The 16,746-nt window shown below is 38.3% G+C and carries 16 protein-coding genes; 8 read left to right on the top strand and 8 right to left on the bottom strand.

Annotated features, from left to right (window positions below; all coding sequences use genetic code 11):
• Positions 1 to 207 precede the first annotated feature (207 nt).
• The 4 genes from IGM09_RS03435 to bopD are packed head-to-tail and all read left to right on the top strand — an operon-like array spanning position 208 to position 5,194.
• On the top strand, positions 208 to 2,502 hold the full coding sequence (locus IGM09_RS03435) for a glycoside hydrolase family 65 protein (RefSeq protein ID WP_033624870.1): 2,295 nt from the start codon (positions 208 to 210) through the stop codon (positions 2,500 to 2,502).
• Positions 2,495 to 3,163, top strand: coding sequence for a beta-phosphoglucomutase (gene pgmB, locus IGM09_RS03430; protein WP_033624869.1), 669 nt, complete (start codon positions 2,495 to 2,497; stop codon positions 3,161 to 3,163). The genes IGM09_RS03435 and pgmB overlap by 8 nt, the downstream gene beginning before the upstream one ends.
• Positions 3,153 to 4,160 carry an aldose epimerase family protein gene (locus tag IGM09_RS03425; RefSeq protein ID WP_033624868.1) on the top strand — a complete coding sequence of 336 codons (1,008 nt, stop codon included), beginning with the start codon at positions 3,153 to 3,155 and terminating at the stop codon, positions 4,158 to 4,160. Before pgmB ends, IGM09_RS03425 begins: the two co-directional genes overlap by 11 nt.
• A gap of 23 nt (positions 4,161 to 4,183) precedes the next feature.
• Positions 4,184 to 5,194, top strand: a complete 1,011-nt coding sequence (gene bopD / locus IGM09_RS03420; protein ID WP_002358859.1) for a LacI family transcriptional regulator BopD — start codon at positions 4,184 to 4,186, stop codon at positions 5,192 to 5,194.
• 73 nt (positions 5,195 to 5,267) lie between these two features.
• On the opposite strand, the gene IGM09_RS03415 is transcribed toward bopD, so the two are convergent.
• From IGM09_RS03415 to IGM09_RS03395, 5 genes are all read right to left on the bottom strand, one after another.
• A complete protein-coding gene (locus IGM09_RS03415) occupies positions 5,268 to 5,477 on the bottom strand; it encodes a hypothetical protein (protein ID WP_002368185.1) in 210 nt (69 codons plus the stop codon).
• A gap of 169 nt (positions 5,478 to 5,646) precedes the next feature.
• Positions 5,647 to 6,168 carry a GNAT family N-acetyltransferase gene (locus IGM09_RS03410; RefSeq protein WP_002383374.1) on the bottom strand — a complete coding sequence of 174 codons (522 nt, stop codon included), beginning with the start codon at positions 6,166 to 6,168 and terminating at the stop codon, positions 5,647 to 5,649.
• A complete protein-coding gene (tsaE, locus tag IGM09_RS03405) occupies positions 6,161 to 6,655 on the bottom strand; it encodes a tRNA (adenosine(37)-N6)-threonylcarbamoyltransferase complex ATPase subunit type 1 TsaE (protein ID WP_002387026.1) in 495 nt (164 codons plus the stop codon). The genes IGM09_RS03410 and tsaE overlap by 8 nt, the downstream gene beginning before the upstream one ends.
• A 141-nt stretch (positions 6,656 to 6,796) precedes the next feature.
• On the bottom strand, positions 6,797 to 7,780 hold the full coding sequence (pta, locus tag IGM09_RS03400) for a phosphate acetyltransferase (RefSeq protein WP_002355836.1): 984 nt from the start codon (positions 7,778 to 7,780) through the stop codon (positions 6,797 to 6,799).
• Between the two features lie 155 nt (positions 7,781 to 7,935).
• Positions 7,936 to 8,616 carry a uracil-DNA glycosylase gene (locus tag IGM09_RS03395; protein WP_002363309.1) on the bottom strand — a complete coding sequence of 227 codons (681 nt, stop codon included), beginning with the start codon at positions 8,614 to 8,616 and terminating at the stop codon, positions 7,936 to 7,938.
• A 133-nt stretch (positions 8,617 to 8,749) separates the two neighbouring features.
• Between IGM09_RS03395 and IGM09_RS03390 the strand changes: the two genes are divergently transcribed.
• Both IGM09_RS03390 and IGM09_RS03385 read left to right on the top strand, forming a co-directional pair.
• Positions 8,750 to 9,619, top strand: coding sequence for a Cof-type HAD-IIB family hydrolase (locus IGM09_RS03390; protein WP_002383369.1), 870 nt, complete (start codon positions 8,750 to 8,752; stop codon positions 9,617 to 9,619).
• 51 nt (positions 9,620 to 9,670) lie between these two features.
• Positions 9,671 to 10,195 carry an LURP-one-related/scramblase family protein gene (locus IGM09_RS03385; RefSeq protein WP_002355833.1) on the top strand — a complete coding sequence of 175 codons (525 nt, stop codon included), beginning with the start codon at positions 9,671 to 9,673 and terminating at the stop codon, positions 10,193 to 10,195.
• A 45-nt stretch (positions 10,196 to 10,240) separates the two neighbouring features.
• On the opposite strand, the gene IGM09_RS03380 is transcribed toward IGM09_RS03385, so the two are convergent.
• The 3 genes from IGM09_RS03380 to IGM09_RS03370 form a co-directional block, all read right to left on the bottom strand.
• Complete coding sequence (locus IGM09_RS03380; RefSeq protein WP_002355832.1) at positions 10,241 to 10,804, bottom strand: GNAT family N-acetyltransferase; 564 nt, start codon at positions 10,802 to 10,804, stop codon at positions 10,241 to 10,243.
• A 96-nt stretch (positions 10,805 to 10,900) separates the two neighbouring features.
• A complete protein-coding gene (locus IGM09_RS03375; RefSeq protein WP_002397936.1) occupies positions 10,901 to 12,121 on the bottom strand; it encodes a 3D domain-containing protein in 1,221 nt (406 codons plus the stop codon).
• Between the two features lie 248 nt (positions 12,122 to 12,369).
• The gene (locus IGM09_RS03370; RefSeq protein WP_002387023.1) at positions 12,370 to 13,137 is read right to left on the bottom strand and encodes a putative ABC transporter permease; all 768 of its coding nucleotides are present in this window, start codon (positions 13,135 to 13,137) and stop codon (positions 12,370 to 12,372) included.
• 125 nt (positions 13,138 to 13,262) lie between these two features.
• Between IGM09_RS03370 and IGM09_RS03365 the strand changes: the two genes are divergently transcribed.
• The gene (locus IGM09_RS03365; RefSeq protein WP_033624867.1) at positions 13,263 to 14,990 is read left to right on the top strand and encodes an ABC transporter ATP-binding protein; all 1,728 of its coding nucleotides are present in this window, start codon (positions 13,263 to 13,265) and stop codon (positions 14,988 to 14,990) included.
• The gene (locus IGM09_RS03360) at positions 14,980 to 16,746 is read left to right on the top strand and encodes an ABC transporter ATP-binding protein (RefSeq protein ID WP_002355825.1); all 1,767 of its coding nucleotides are present in this window, start codon (positions 14,980 to 14,982) and stop codon (positions 16,744 to 16,746) included. The genes IGM09_RS03365 and IGM09_RS03360 overlap by 11 nt, the downstream gene beginning before the upstream one ends.

Below are 16,746 nucleotides of genomic sequence, written 5' to 3'. Positions count from 1 at the left end.
TAATTTCAAAAATATTGTGGAAAACAACTCTCTACTACTTAATCCCTTTTTATTTCGTCTTTTAATAAAGCAAATAAAGCTCCTTCTATCCTACCTTTGTTTCAGCTTTTATTCATAAGATTACACTTTTTAAGCATTGACTATTGACTAATGCAATCGGTTGCGTTTATGATAGACCTATCAATAAAATCACTGAGGGGGATTCTCATGAAACAAATCAAACGTTTATTCCAAATTGATCCTTGGAAAATCCGTACTACACACTTAGATAAAGAAAATTTACGTTTACAAGAATCATTAACGAGCATTGGCAATGGCTATATGGGGATGCGGGGAAATTTTGAAGAACACTATTCTGGCGACCACCATCAAGGAACCTATTTAGCAGGTGTTTGGTATCCAGACAAAACACGTGTTGGTTGGTGGAAAAATGGTTATCCTGAATATTTTGGCAAAGTGATTAACGCAATTAATTTCATCGCAATGGACTTACAAATTGATGGACAAACAATTGATTTAGCCACTACACCTTACGAAGATTTTTCTTTAGAATTAGACATGCAAAATGGGGTCCTTTCTCGGCAATTCACCATCCAAACACCGAAGAACAAAGTGCGCTTCTCTTTTGAACGTTTTTTAAGCTTAGAAAAAAAAGAAGCAGCTTACATCCACTTAACAATTGAAATGCTGGAAGGTACAGGCACAATCACTCTTCACTCAAAATTGGATGGCGATGTTCAAAATGAAGACAGCAATTATGAAGAACATTTTTGGGAAGAAAGAGCTATTGAAACACAAGAAACACTTGGCTTTGTTACGACTAAGACCATTCCTAACAATTTTGAAATAGAGCGTTTTACAGTGACTGCAGGTATGCGCCATTTCATCGATGGAGCCTCTGTTGTGCCTACATATACACAACAGCCCTTGGCCTTAACCGCAGAATTGACAGTGTCTTTAAACGAAGGCGAAACGACCGCCATCACAAAAGAAGTGCTTGTCGTTACCAGTCGTGATGTGCCAGAAACGCAACAAATCACACGAGTAAACGAATTATTTTCAGAAATGACCACCTTGTACCCTGAAGCAAAAGCTGGGCAAGCTGCCGCTTGGGCAAAACGTTGGCAATTAGCTGATGTTGTTATTGAAGGAGATGACGAAGCCCAACAAGGCATCCGTTTTAATCTTTTCCAACTTTTCTCAACCTACTATGGCGAAGACGATCGTTTAAATATCGGACCAAAAGGCTTTACTGGCGAAAAATATGGTGGTGCCACATATTGGGATACTGAAGCATATGCTGTCCCACTTTACTTGGCGTTGGCTAAGCCCGAAGTTACTAAAAATCTACTGAAATATCGCCACAATCAATTGCCTCAAGCCATTCATAATGCCCAACAACAAGGGTTAAAGGGTGCGCTTTACCCAATGGTTACTTTTACTGGTGTCGAATGTCATAATGAGTGGGAAATCACTTTTGAAGAGATTCACAGAAATGGTGCGATTGCTTATGCGATTTATAATTATGTCAACTATACAGGAGACGAAGATTATCTAAAAGATGCTGGTCTAGAAGTACTTATAGCAATCGCTCGTTTTTGGGCAGATCGGGTCCACTTCTCCCAACGTCATAAACAATATATGATTCATGGCGTAACGGGGCCAAATGAATATGAAAATAATATCAACAATAACTGGTATACCAATACCATCGCTGCGTGGGTTCTACGTTACACCCGTGAGTCTTATTTAAAATTCCAAGAAGAAACAACGCTCAAAATTGCAGACGACGAATTAGCTAAATGGGCAGACATTGTAGAAAATATGTACTTCCCAGTGGATAACGAATTAGGCATTTTTGTACAACATGACACTTTCTTAGATAAAGATTTAATGCCAGTTTCTGATTTACCACTTAGTGAGCTGCCTTTAAACCAACATTGGTCATGGGATAAAATTTTGCGGTCTTGTTTCATTAAACAAGCCGATGTTCTTCAAGGAATTTATTTCTTCAATGACGCCTTTTCTTTAGAAGAAAAACGCCGGAACTTTAATTTTTACGAACCAATGACTGTCCATGAATCTTCCCTTTCACCAAGCATTCATGCTGTATTAGCTGCTGAATTAGGCATGGAAGAAAAAGCAGTGGAAATGTATCAACGAACAGCGCGCCTTGACTTAGATAATTACAATAATGATACAGAAGATGGCTTACACATTACCTCAATGACTGGTAGTTGGCTAGCGATTGTGCAAGGTTTTGCCCAAATGAAAACGGACCATCAACAACTAAAATTTGCACCCTTTTTACCAGCGACATGGACAGCCTACTCATTCCACATTAATTATCGGAATCGTTTACTATTTGTTGAAGTTGCAGCAGACCAAGTGGCCTTCACTTTACTCGACGGCCCTGCAATTCCATTAACTGTTTACAATCAAGAATACACATTAAAAGATCGATTAGTTTTACCGATCAGAAAGGAAGAAGTTCATGTTTAAAGGCGTTTTGTTTGATTTAGATGGCGTTATTACTGATACAGCAGAATTTCATTACCACGCTTGGAAAAAATTAGGGAACGAAATTGGAATTTCCATTGACCGTGTTTTCAACGAACAATTGAAAGGTGTAAGCCGTGAAGATTCTCTGCAGTTACTGTTAAAATACGGAAAAAAAGAAGGCACGTTTTCTTCTGAAGAATTTGCCCAGTTAGCGCAACGGAAAAACGATTATTACTTGGAAATGATCCAAGCGATTACGCCTGAAGATGTCTACCCAGGAATTCTTTCTTTATTAACGGAATTACGTGCGGCCAATATTAAAATCGCCTTGGCTTCTGCAAGTAAAAATGGGCCTTTCCTTTTAGAAAAAATGCAATTGACGCCCCTTTTTGATGCCATTGCTAACCCAGCAGACGTTCAGGCAGGCAAACCCGCTCCAGATATTTTCATTTTAGCTGCGAAAGAAATTGATTTGACACCAGCAGAATGTCTTGGCATTGAAGATGCCAAAGCTGGGATTCAAGCGATTCTTGCTAGCGGAGCGCAACCTGTTGGCGTTGGCCGCAAAGAAGAGTTAGGCGAAGGGGTGCCCATCGTGCCAGAGACGAGCGCTTTAACGTTTGATTACTTAAAAAAAGTGTGGCTTGATCATGAAGGATAATCGTATCACCGTAACCGATATTCCAAACACAAACTTAAAAAAAATTACTTTGAAGAACGACTTTTTAGAAGTCGTTCTTCTCAATTATGGCGCGCGCCTCCATCAACTTTTGATGCCAAACAAAAATAATCATTGGGAAAATATCCTTTTATCGTATGATTCGTATCAAGATGTATTAAAGGATCAAAGCTTTTTTGGCGCCACTGTTGGACCAGTTGCTGGACGCATACGTAATGGCCATTGGCAAAATGGAATATTAGAACAAAACAGCGACGGTCATCATATCCATGGTGGCTCAAAGGGGTGGTCTTTTCAATATTGGACAGTCGAGCCCTTTGAAAAAAAGGATATCATTGGCGTTTCCTTTCATTTAACCGACACCATTTCTGGCTATCCTGGACCAATTAAGGCCACCATCACCTACCAGCTAGAGGATAATCATTTACGAATGATCAGTACTGGACGGAGTAAACAGGAAACACTTTTTAATCCTACAAACCACGCCTACTTTAATTTATCTGGCGACGGAAAGTTAGACATTCTGTCACATTTGCTATCTTTGAACTGTCAAGGTATGTTAGAATTAGACGATAATAAGCTGCCTACTGGACGGATTTTACCAGCTTCTGAACTATCCATACGTTTTAATGAACTGACACCTATCGAAACAATCCTCCAACGCTATCCAACTGGGTTAGATGATGTTTTCCCCTTAGTTGGCTCTGACTTAAGACAGCCACAATTATGCTTACAAGAACCTACTTCTGGAAGAAAAATGACGATAGCAACAACGAACCAAAGTATGGTATTATTTTCTACGACTGGTTTTGAGGCTCCTTTTTCTATTAATGGACAAGCGATGCATTCAAACTATGGCTTAGCAATTGAACCACAAGAGTATCCAGACATTGTTCATCATCCTCAGTGGGGCTCTATTTTATTACCAGCTAATAAAAAGCAAACCTACCAAACGGTTTATCAATTTAACCTTCTATAATCACTAAGAAAGGCGTGGCAAAAATGGCAATTACAGTAAAAGATGTCGCTAAGAAAGCGGGGGTTGCAACTTCAACCGTTTCGCGTGTCATTAACGATCATCCAAGTATTTCTGAATCGACAAAAAAGAAAGTGCGAAAAGTCATGGATGACTTAGGCTATGTGCCAAATATGACGGCACGGAATTTGGGTAAACGAATTTCAAGTGCCATTGGCGTAATTTTACCTCCTTTAGATTCGAAAGAACGGTTAGGGAATCCATTTTATTTAGAAATTATGGAAGCCATCAACGAGGAAGCCCGTCTTTATGATATGACTACTGCTATTGCAACTGCCAAAAGTTTTGATGTACTATTGGAAAACGTTAAAAGAATGCATCTTCAAAAGCAAGTGGACGGTTTTATTCTTGTGTATTCAGATAGTAAGGACCCCGTCATTGATTACTTATATGAAAATAACATTCCCTTTACTTTAATTGGTCAACCTTACCAACATGAAACGGAAATAGTTTACGTGGATAATGATAATCAATTATTAGGGAAACAAGCGACGGAATTTTTAATTGAAAACGGCCATAAAAATATTTTATTTGTGACCAATACAACGCATGAAAGTTTGTACTTTGAACGTTACTTTGGTTATCAAAAAGCAATGATGATGCAAGGATTAACTGTTTTACCAAGCGTTGCGTTAGAAAAACCTGAAGATTACATGGCTTTCGATGATATCCTTCATCAAAATAATGCCACGGCGTTGGTGGTGATTGATGATATCTTTGCTTTGCGGACGATGCAACTTGCGCAAATCTATGGTTATCAAGTTCCTGAAACGTTATCCATTATTAGTTTTAACAACTCAATCTTTTCAACATTGACACATCCTTATCTAACAAGCATTGACATCGACACGTCAGAATTAGGTCGAATGGCGATGAAAAAATTATATGAATTAATCCACGAAGAATTGACGAATGGTGTCCGTCTCGTTATTCCTCACAAATTAATTAAGCGTGAAACAGTTATTCCTATTCATTAAAAAAGAAGCGTAAGCAGTGTTAAACTGCTTACGCTTCTTTCTATGTGTACGCTCTTATTCGTATGTATTACTTTTATAAAATAACTTTTTGCGAAATTTTTTTCCAAAACGTTTCTTCTTTTGCATCAAATTGAGCTGGTTCCCCGTCAGACAATTTTTCATTTAATAATGATAATTTTTCTTGATGTTTTACATATTCGTCTTTTTTTATTAGCTCTAAACGATACGCACGATCCAAGATCGACTCTCGATAGTTAACATTCATTTTCGTTGCCTTCGCCATTTCTTACATTCCTTCCCAAAATAAATTTTCATTTTTTCGTTAAATTCTTCTATAATTATAACAAAAATATCAGAAAAATAAATATGAAACAAACGATAATTGCGAAAATTTTGTTTTTTCATGCAATTATCGTTCGATTATTTAAGAAATTAAAATTATTAACCAATAATTAATCAATCAGCAAACGCATTAAATGAACATCTAAAAATTCACCTTGGTCTGTTTTGGCGCCTCGAGGCATAATTGCTTCTGTTTCAAACCCTAATTTTTTATAGACGTGAATCGCTCGTTGATTGCGATCCTGTACCGTTAATTCCAAGCGACGAATAACATGACTTTCATGCGCCCAGCGAATAAGTTCTTCCATCAGGATACTGCCCAGTCCATAGCCCCAGTACTCTTTTAAAATACTAATGCCAATTTCACCAATATGCTCCATCCGCTTTTTAGAAGAAGCAGACACAGAAGCGGTCCCAATGATCGCTTTTCCCGCTAATGCCACCAATAAAACATTATTTGGTGATTCATAGAGTGTTGCTAGATTTTCAGCCAATTCTGTTGTCGACATGGCCATTCCTCGCTCATCCATTACCAAATAGGGCGTTTCACTCCCAATTTTTGACATCACAGATAGTAATTGATCCGCATCAGTAGGCACTGCTTCTCGAATAGAAAATGTTTGTTCAGTCATATTCGCGAGCCTCCCACGTTTTCAGAATCTCTGCTATTCTTTCTTCTGCCAATGGACCAGTTCCACGGAATTCAAGAACTCTCTTGTCAGCTTCTTGAGAATCTTTATTTAAAATAATTTCTAAATAATCTTCTGGCAATTCTTCTTCAATCAAGCTGCCCCATTCTACAACGGATAGCCCATCTCCTTCAAAATACTCATCTAACCCTAATTCATCCGCACCCTCTTCAACACGGTAAACATCCATATGGTATAACGGAAGTCGTCCTTGTGGATATTCGCGGATAATCGTATAGGTGGGACTTTTAATCATTTGGGAAATGCCTAATCCTAAAGCAATCCCTTTCGTCATTGTCGTCTTACCGGCCCCTAAATCACCAGTCAGGACAATTACATCACCAGCTTGTGCCTTTTGTCCAATGATTTTAGCAATTGCTTCTGTTTCCAATGGATTGTTCAGGACAATGTTCATTTTTTTGCCTCCCATCTGCAAGAATCTATGTATGAAAGTATACCGAAAATTCAATAAGTTGACTAGTGGCAGCTTCAAAAAAATAAAGTTGAGGCCCAAGTGTCCTGGGAACCTCAACTTCTACTTTGCTTATTTATCATGCTTCGACATAGTTAATTAGTCGTTCATTAATGTTTGAGCAGCTGTAATGATTGATAATTTATAAACATCTTCTTCGTTTGCACCACGTGATAAATCAGAAACTGGTTTGTTCAATCCTTGTAAGATTGGGCCAATTGCTTCAAAGTTACCTAAACGTTGAGCAATTTTGTAGCCAATATTTCCTGATTGTAAATCTGGGAATACAAAGACTGTTGCTTCTCCAGCAACTTTTGAGTTGGGCGCTTTTAATTGTGCAACAGAAGATACATAAGAAGCATCAAATTGTAATTCACCATCAATCGCATATTCAGGTGCTAATTCTTGCGCAATTTTTGTAGCTTCAGCAACTTTTGTTACTTCTGGTGCTTTTGCAGAACCTTTTGTTGAAAAACTTAACAATGAAACTTTTGGTTCAATGTCAAATAATTCAGCTGTTTTGGCACTATCAACAGCAATTTCAGCTAATTCTTGTGCAGTTGGGTTCACGTTAATCGCGCAGTCTGAGAATAAATATCTTTCTTGGTCACGACCACGAATCATTAAGAAGGCACCACTTGTACGGCTTACGCCTGGTTTTGTTTTAATGATTTGTAACGCAGGACGAACTGTATCACCTGTTGAGTGGATAGCACCACTAACCATACCATCAGCAATACCCATGTAAGTTAACATAGTACCGAAATAGTTGACATCTTTTAAAATTTTTTCAGCATCTTCTTTAGTAGCTTTTCCATTACGGCGTTCAACAAATGCTTCGACCATTTCATCCCATTTTTCATAATCATTTGGGTTGATAATAATAAAGTTTGATGTGTTGATTCCACGAGCCATAGCAGCATTTGCGATATCTGTTGGATCACCAATTAAGATTGGTTCTACTAATTCATCAGATTTTAAGCGGGCAGCAGCACCTAAGATTCTAGGATCTGTTGCTTCAGGGAAAACAATTTTGATATTACGGCGTACGACTTTAAATTTTAAGCTATCGAATAATTCCACGATAAACCCTCCAGTTTTATATTTACAAAATCCATCATACACTATTCTCAAAGAAAATAACAGTTTTTTCTAGCTGTATTAGTCAAAAAAACCAATAATCCGATAAACTTTTCACAAACTAACTCTTCTACACTATAACAGCATACACTGTTACACTACACTGTTTCAGGAAGTTGCCAATCAATCGGCGTTTCCCCTAAACGTTCTAGAGCAGCATTCGCTTGAGAAAACGGACGTGAGCCAAAAAAACCACGATGCGCTGACAATGGACTTGGATGTGGCGATTTGATAATCACATGCCGAGTCGTATCAATCATTTTAATTTTTTCTTGAGCTGGACGTCCCCATAAAATGAAAACAACGGGTTTTTCACGCTCATTCAACTTTTCGATAATGACATCTGTCAGTTGCTCCCACCCTTTACCTCGATGGGAATAGGCTTGACCTGCCCGAACGGTCAACACAGTATTTAATAATAACACGCCTTGTTTGGCCCAGCTTTCTAAAAAGCCATGGTTGACGGGTTGGTACCCTAAATCAGCTTGTAATTCTTTGTAAATATTCGCAAGAGATGGCGGCACTTTCACACCTGGCTGGACAGAGAAACTTAGTCCGTGTGCTTGATTGGGTCCATGATATGGGTCTTGTCCCAAAATTACTACTTTTACTTCTTCAAAAGGGGTTAGTTCTAACGCTGAAAATAAATGATACATATCTGGATAAATCGTTTGTGTCTGATATTCTTTTTTCAAAAATTCCCGCAATTCTTGATAATACGGTTTTTCAAATTCAGCAGATAAAACGGTTTGCCAACTATTGTGAATAATTTCTTTCATAATGCTCACTCCTTCGCTCTCTAAGCATAACGAATTTCTCCAAACCTGACAAGAAATTTCTGGGTACTTTCTCTTGGAAAAACGTGGTAAACTATAGGTAAGCTTTAAATAGATAATGAGGTGTAGAGAATCGATGATTAAATTAATTGCTTCAGATATGGATGGAACACTTTTAGATGCAAAAATGAGCATCACAAATGATAACGCTTCAGCAATTCGCGAAGCGGAACGTTTAGGAATCGAATTTATGGTTGCTACTGGCCGCGCATATACCGAAGCGAAACCCGCGTTAGAAGAAGCTGGAATTGACTGCGCTATGATTACTTTAAACGGCGCCCAAGTGTTCGACAAAGATGGACACTCACTTTTCACGGCTGGGATCGAAAAAGAAACAGTAACAGAAGTACTAACTATTTTGAGTCAACACAATGTTTACTATGAAATCTCTACAAATAAAGGTATTTTTTCTGAACATCAAGAAAAAAGAATTGAAAACTTTGCCGCTCATATTGCAGAATCCATGCCCCATTTAACTTATAAAGTGGCGATCGCCATGGCTTCAGCACACCTATCTTTATTGCATATTACCTATGTTGATCGTTTAGACGACATTTTAAAAGATGATTCGATTGAAGTCCTTAAAATTATTGGCTTCAGTATGGATGGGCCGAAAGTATTAGGTCCTGCTGGGATGGAAGTAGAAGAACTAGATGATTTGGTTGTTACCTCTTCTGCGCTTAATAATATTGAAATTAACCACCGCCTAGCACAAAAAGGGATTGCGGTTGCGCGCGTCGCTAAAGAACGTGGGATTCCCGCTGAACAAGTCATGACTATTGGTGATAATTTAAATGACGTCAGCATGATTCAATGGGCTGGGGTAAGTTTTGCAATGGGCAATGCCGAACTGGAATTAAAAGAATACGCTAAATATGAAACAGCCACTAATTTAGAAAATGGTGTTGGCGAAGCCATCCTGCGTGCAATAAGAGAAGATTTGTAATAAGCACTACCAGTTACAGCACTCATTTATATATAGAAAGGAGATCGTGTCGTGTCTGAATTTTTTATTCAAGAACAACAGTTAGGAAAAGTTACGCGAACCATCGTGAAAGACCAAGCAGGCCGTTCACTTTTTCTATTGGTGGGGCGCTGGGGCACACGAGGAGATGCGCTTTCTTTATATGCAATGAACGGAGAAATTTTAGCCAGTATTAAACAAGTTTCTTGGACTTTTGGTACACGATTTGAGTTATATCAGCGTTTTGAAAAAGTGGGTACTCTACGGAAACTGTTCAATTTGAATGCTGATTTCTATTATGTTCAAGGCCTTCACTGGGCAGTTGTTGGGGATATCAAAGCGCACCAATATTCAATTTATCAAGTCCATAAAAAAATCATGTCAATGGATAAAACCATGCTTTGTACAGGCGACTATTTTGTTTTAACTGTTGCCAATGATGAGGACGCACCGTTGTGCATCTGTATAGCAGCTGTCCTTGACTACTGGTTATATAATAAGAAAAAACAAAAAACTTCCGATGATTTTGGATTAGATTTTGATCCTTTAACGGATTAATGAAAAATAACGAAGCTAAAGTGATTGACTTTAGCTTCGTTATTTTTACACTTCTTTTTGCATATGATTGTATAAGTGACCACTAATAGTCATTGTTGTGACATCTTTAAAGCCTTTGCTTGCGTATAACTTTCTCGCCCCAGGATTGTCAAAGTCAACATTTAGACCCAAGGCTTGCTTCCCGCTAGCTTTGGCTACTTCAGGTAAAGCATCTAATAACTTAGAACCAATGCCCATTCCGCGGAAACGTTCATCCACAGAAATCGTGTCTAAATACCATTCATTAGGCAAGGTTTCTTCTTCAATAAATAGCCGAACATCTTCTGCTAAGCCATGTTTTTTAAAGACTTCTCTTAAAGGTTCATCAATAATCTTTTCATCTTCCGCAGGATAGCCGACAGCAATCCCTGCAACTTCACCTGCATGTTCATAAACTAAAATTCGTTGATAGCCATAGCGATAGGTTGGATACGCCGTTGCCTCTGCTAATAGGTCAATCATTTGTTCTTCTGAGACTTCTTCTAAAATTGGTAACTCCATATCTTTTAAAATGACTAAGACCAGCCGAGCAATCGCTTGACCGTCTTCTTTTGTTGCCGAGCGAATCATTGTAATTCTCCTTTACATTTAACTAAAAAAGAACTGGCTACTATCATTACTGACTTAGCCAATTCCTTTTATCTTGTCTTTAGTATAACAAATTTATTATTGAATTTCTACTGTAACCTGACGTCGTCCCCAAAGACGGCATTGGTCTACTGAATCAAAATGAACATCAATAATATTTCCTTGAATAGCGCCACCTGTATCTCCAGCAATAGCAAAGCCATAACCAGAGACTTTCACTAATGAACCTAGAGGAATTACACTTGGATCGACTGCAACTACATTGCTTTCTTTACTTAAGTCAATACCAGTAGCACTTAGATTACTTGCACCAGCTTCGCGCCAAGAATAAGCAGTTGATTCCATCTGAAGCACACGACCAGAGCCAGTTCCTGGTGTTGATGATTCGCCTGTCGATGATTCTGGCGTTGATGACGATTCGGATGAACTAGCAGAACTTGAAGATTCAGTGCTACTGCTTTCCGTACTTGTAGAAGAGCTTGATGCTTGACTGCTTGACTCTTCAGCAGCTTTGGCTTCTAGTTTAGCCGCCGCATCTGCTTGCGCTTGTTTGTCGGCAGCTGCTTGTTTCTTCGCTGCTTCTGCTTTGGCAGTTTCTGCCGCACGTTTTTTCTGTGCCTCAGCTGCTGCTTTTTCGCTGACTAAGCGTTGTTGCTCTTTCTGTTTGTCTGTCGAAATTTGAGCCAATAATTCTTCATTATTCGCCATTTTTTCTTTTAACTCAGAGACTTTATTATTCATTGAAGAAGCTTCAACTTGTAATTTCTCTTCATTTTGCTTTAAAGTTGTTTGCGTATTTTCAACTTTTTCTTGTAATGCAGCTAACTTTTCTTTTTCGCTAGTTAAGCTTTCAATCTTTTCCCGTTCAAAGTTTTGTAAAACGGTCATGGCGTAGGCCCGATTAAAGAAATCTGATAAATTTTCTGCATCTAATAAGGCTTGCCAAGTACGTTGGTCGCCATTTAATTGAATATCCTTCATACGATCGCCAACAGCTTCTTTACGACGAGAAATATTTTTTTCTGTTTTTTCTATTTCCTCTTTCGAAGTTTTCAACGTATCTTCCGCTTTTGAAATTTGCGTTTTTAAACGTTCGATTTCCGCATATTTAGCATTTACATCGTCTAAGGCTGAATTGATTTCTTTACTAATTAACTCCCCAGATTGTTTCGCTTGCGCTTCTTTTTCTTGCAATGAATCAAGTGATTCTGCTGCAGCAGCGACTGGAAGTCCAAAATTGATAAGCATCATTGTTGTTAAAAATGGTATCAACTTTTTAACCTTCACTAAATCCAACACCTTTCCTAACTTATCTAAAACACCTACTCATTATACTAGTCAGGAGGGCTTGTTTTATTTCAATCATGTTACAATTTATTACAATTTAAATGCAACTCTTTTTTTATCCTGCGTTTATTCATTAGTCCATTTCTATCTCAATTCTTTAAGAATTTCTTAAGACGCCTTAAAAACTAGCTTTTGACGATTTTTCTTTTTTTCATCTCATTAGACCATTGATTGAAATATTTTGTAATATTTTTTGTTAATTATTGGCCCTTTTTCTTCAAATCTTCTAAGAGATGCCGAACTTCTTTGGAATTTTTAATGTTTTTTAAAGTTAGTTTTGGGTAATTGTTAATAAAACGACGTTGTTGGAAATTTAACCGATTTTGGAAATGCTCTTTTTTGGTTCGTTCTTTTAACTTCTGCCAATCAGCTGTAGCGATTTCCATTTTTGTGTTCAACCGTTGCTTAAATTCTTGTTGGTTCGTTTCCAACGTTTGGCCCATCTCGGTAATAAGTTTTTTGAAACCTTGCATGTTCAGCAACGTATAAATTAAGTCAAGCCCCATTACAATCACTATGCAAAGGGCTAAGTAGTTGCCAAAGGTTGCTTGTAAAAAGCTGACAACTTTGGCGATTTCTGGTTGAATAACTTTGACAATCAAGACACACCCCAATCCCCAAAAAAGAGAAACCGGTAAAGCCACACGACCGTTTAAATTAAAAGGTACATCATGATAATCCCACCAAGAGGCATGGAACAGTTTTTCCAAGCCATAACTAGTGACATATTCTAAAATCGTCACTAAAACAGCCGATCCGACATACAATACCAAGAGATTGTTCTCGAAGGGTTCCACAAAATAGAGAACGCTTAAGACCCCAAATCCATAAATAGGACAATAGGGCCCTACCAAAAATCCTCGATAAACAAATTTTTTGGCTTTTAATGAACAATACACTGTTTCCCATAACCAGCCGATAAAGGAATAAATAAAAAACAACAAAATAACCTGACTCATTTTTTCCACGTTTCTGTCACACTCCACTTCTTTGCGCTTTTCTTCTATTTTAACAGAAGTTGAGAAAATGTAGCGAACAACTTTCTTTCATTGAAAGATTAGGCTACAATGAGAGCAGCAAAGGGAGGAATCTTATGTTTGGTTTATTGAAATACGCAAAAAATTATCGAAAACAAATTATCCTCGGTCCAGTCTTCAAATTTTTAGAAGCTTGTTTCGAGTTAGTCTTGCCCTTATTCATGGCTCACTTAGTCGATGTCGGTATTCGTCAAAACGACCGACAGACTGTCATAGAAATGGCCCTCTGGATGCTTGTTATGTCGTTAGTTGGTTTATTTTTTGTCATGATTTGTCAATACTATGCTTCAGTCGCTTCGCAAGGTTTTGGGACGGAGCTAAGAAATCAATTAATGAAGAAAATTAATCAGCTTTCACACAAAGAATTGAATAGTTTTGGTACAGATACCCTCATCACCCGGATCACAAACGATATCAACCAGCTTCAATTGGCTTTAGCGATGTTTATTCGGTTGGTCATTCGGACACCTTTTTTAAGTATCGGTTCTGTGGTCATGGCTTTTTACATTGATGTGCAGATGGGCTTTCTTTTCCTATTACTTTTACCAATTTTTAGCCTTATTCTCTTTATTATCATTAAAGTGACTGTGCCTTTATATCAAAAAGTCCAAGAATATTTGGATCGGTTAAACCGTCAAATTAGTCAAAATTTAAGCGGTGTCCGTGTAATCCGTGCGTTTGCTAGAAAGGAAACAGAGCAACGACATATTGATAAAGCTTCAGATGATTTAGGCGATATTTACATTCGTGTATCGAATGTCTCTGCTTTATTAACGCCTTTAACCACTTTGATTATGAATGTTGGAATTTTATTTTTACTTTATTTTAGTGGCTTAAAAGTTTCTTTTGGTTCCTTGCAACAAGGGGAAGTTTTAGCATTGATCAATTATATGAATCAAATGATGCTCGCTTTAATTGTTGCTTCTAATCTCGTGGTAATTTTTACGCGAGCCGCCGCTTCCGCAAACCGTGTCAATGAGGTTTTAACTGTAGAAAGCCAGTTAACAGATACACCAGAATCAGCAAAAACATCTCCACAATTTGGTGATATTACCTTTGACCATGTAGATTTTCGCTATGAACCAGAGGCCGGTTTGGCTTTGGAAAATATCAATTTTACGATTCCTAAAGGCTCAATTCTCGGCATCACGGGACCTACCGGCAGCGGGAAAAGTACCTTAACCCAACTCATTCCCAGATTTTATGATGTGAGTGCAGGAAACCTTTTTATTAATGGTGTAAATGTGCGCGATTGGCCGCTCTTTACTTTACGCCAACAAGTTGCAAGTGTTCCACAAACTGCCGTCTTATTTACAGGGACTATTCGAGAAAACTTACAATGGGGCAAACCAAATGCAACTGATGAAGACTGTTGGGAAGCATTAGCTATCGCCCAATGTAAAGAATTTGTTGAACAATTAGACCAAGGGTTAGACACGCCTGTTAACGAAGGCGGAAAAAACTTTTCTGGTGGACAAAGACAACGGTTGACCATTGCCCGTGCCTTGATTAGGAAACCGCATTTACTTATTTTAGATGATTCCTTGAGTGCCCTCGACTATCAAACAGATTTGAATCTGCGCCGTGCTTTACAAAAAGAACGAGCAGAGACAACCGTTATTTTAATTTCACAACGCGTGAGTTCGATTGCAACGGCGAATCAAATTTTAGTCCTAGATAGTGGAAAAGTCGCTGGCCTTGGCACCCACGAAGAATTACTTACTTCTTCTAAAGAGTATCAAGAAATCGTTGCGTCACAGGAGGAGGATACCCATGCAAACTAAAAAAATTCATTTTGGTGCCTTCTCACGTTTTAAGCCGTATTTACTACGCTATCCAAAAGAAATTATCGGCGCCTTAATTCTAGGAATTCTCAGTGGTTTTTCGACTGTCCTCATGACTTATTATATAGGTAAATCCGTTGATACAATGGTTGGTAAAGGACAAGTCAATGCTGCGCAACTCATCAAAATTTTAGGTTTATTAGCAGGGATTTTACTCGTAACCGTTCTAAGTCAATGGCTGATTCAACGTCTCGGTAATCGCGTGTCTTATTTATCGACCACACAGCTGAGAAAAGACGCCTTTGCCCATTTAAATCAATTACCGTTAAGTTATTATGACCAAACGTCACACGGAAATATCGTCAGTCGCTTTACCAACGATATTGACAATATTTCAATGGCTTGCTCGGCTGTCTTCAACCAATTATTTTCTGGCATGGCCACCGTCGTTGTTGCTTTGCTCTTTATGATTCGGCTAAGTCCCCTGCTCACATTAGTGGTTCTTATCAGTACGCCGATTATTTTTATTGTAAACTGGCTTGTTGCAAAAGCTTCACAAAAAAACTTTGCTGCACAACAAACGATTGTTGGTGAAATTTCCGGCTTCGTTTCAGAAATGGTTGGCAACCAAAAAATTGTTAAAGCCTTTCAACAAGAACAAGCTACGCAAGAAACATTTGAAGCATTGAATCAAACGTTGTATGAAAAAGGACAGAAGGCTCAGTTTTCTTCCTCCTTAACCAACCCACTTTCTCGATTTATCGACCATTTATCTTACTTATCGATTGGATTAGTCGGTGGCTTGTTAGTTTTAAGTGGCAATCCTTTAGTCACAGTTGGTGTTATTTCCAGTTTCACTATTTACTCTAGTCAATTTTCTAAACCTTTTATTGAACTCTCAGGAATCACCAACCAAATCCAAGCCGCCTTAGCTGGATTGGAACGTACCTTTGATATGATGGATCAACCAGTTGAACGTCCTGATGCCCCGAACGCAATTGTTTTGAAAGAAGCGCGAGGCCGTGTTGAATTTAAAGACGTTGATTTTTCTTACACGCCGACGCGACCTTTAATCGAAAACTTTAATTTAATTGCTGAACCAGGAGAAACAATTGCCATTGTTGGGCGAACTGGTGCGGGTAAATCAACATTAGTGAATTTGTTAATGCGCTTTTACGAGGTCGACCGTGGCCAAATTACGGTCGATACTCACGACATTACTCAAATTACTCGGGACAGCTTACGAAAAAGTTTTGGTATGGTTCTCCAAGATACTTGGCTATTCGATAGTTCCATTCGGGAAAATTTAACGTACGGGAATCCTGAAGCCTCTGACGAAGAAATTATAGAAGCCATGAAAAAAGCCCATATTTTTGATTTCGTCATGCGTTTACCTCAAGGACTAGATACCGAGATTGGTTCCCAAGGCGTTAAAATTTCTGAAGGACAACGACAATTAATGACCATTGCACGCACGATGATTAGTAATCCGCCGATGCTTATTTTAGATGAAGCGACCAGTTCAGTTGATACATTGACCGAACAAAAAATTCAGGATGCTTTTTTACAAATGATGACTGGCCGGACCAGTTTTGTTATTGCCCATCGCTTAGCAACAATCAAAAGTGCTGAAAAAATTCTAGTTATGGATAATGGTCAAGTGGTTGAAATTGGCACCCATGACGAATTATTGCAAAAAGAACAGGGTTATTATCGTGACCTTTACGAAGCGCAGTTTAATCAAAAAGCACAATAA

The organism is Enterococcus sp. DIV0167 (assembly GCF_050541555.1).
GTDB lineage: Bacteria > Bacillota > Bacilli > Lactobacillales > Enterococcaceae > Enterococcus > Enterococcus faecalis.
Note: the sequence above shows the minus strand (reverse complement) of the source record. Positions and strands in the feature narration are given on the sequence as shown.

Excerpts from the sequence above, each read along its gene's own strand:
- IGM09_RS03435 (WP_033624870.1), top strand. The coding sequence starts at position 208 with ATGAAACAAATCAAACGTTTATTCCAAATTGATCCTTGGAAAATCCGT.
- pgmB (WP_033624869.1), top strand. The coding sequence starts at position 2,495 with ATGTTTAAAGGCGTTTTGTTTGATTTAGATGGCGTTATTACTGATACA.
- IGM09_RS03425 (WP_033624868.1), top strand. The coding sequence starts at position 3,153 with ATGAAGGATAATCGTATCACCGTAACCGATATTCCAAACACAAACTTA.
- bopD (WP_002358859.1), top strand. The coding sequence starts at position 4,184 with ATGGCAATTACAGTAAAAGATGTCGCTAAGAAAGCGGGGGTTGCAACT.
- IGM09_RS03415 (WP_002368185.1), bottom strand. The coding sequence starts at position 5,477 with ATGGCGAAGGCAACGAAAATGAATGTTAACTATCGAGAGTCGATCTTG.
- IGM09_RS03410 (WP_002383374.1), bottom strand. The coding sequence starts at position 6,168 with ATGACTGAACAAACATTTTCTATTCGAGAAGCAGTGCCTACTGATGCG.
- tsaE (WP_002387026.1), bottom strand. The coding sequence starts at position 6,655 with ATGGGAGGCAAAAAAATGAACATTGTCCTGAACAATCCATTGGAAACA.
- IGM09_RS03395 (WP_002363309.1), bottom strand. The coding sequence starts at position 8,616 with ATGAAAGAAATTATTCACAATAGTTGGCAAACCGTTTTATCTGCTGAA.
- IGM09_RS03390 (WP_002383369.1), top strand. The coding sequence starts at position 8,750 with ATGATTAAATTAATTGCTTCAGATATGGATGGAACACTTTTAGATGCA.
- IGM09_RS03380 (WP_002355832.1), bottom strand. The coding sequence starts at position 10,804 with ATGATTCGCTCGGCAACAAAAGAAGACGGTCAAGCGATTGCTCGGCTG.
- IGM09_RS03365 (WP_033624867.1), top strand. The coding sequence starts at position 13,263 with ATGTTTGGTTTATTGAAATACGCAAAAAATTATCGAAAACAAATTATC.
- IGM09_RS03360 (WP_002355825.1), top strand. The coding sequence starts at position 14,980 with ATGCAAACTAAAAAAATTCATTTTGGTGCCTTCTCACGTTTTAAGCCG.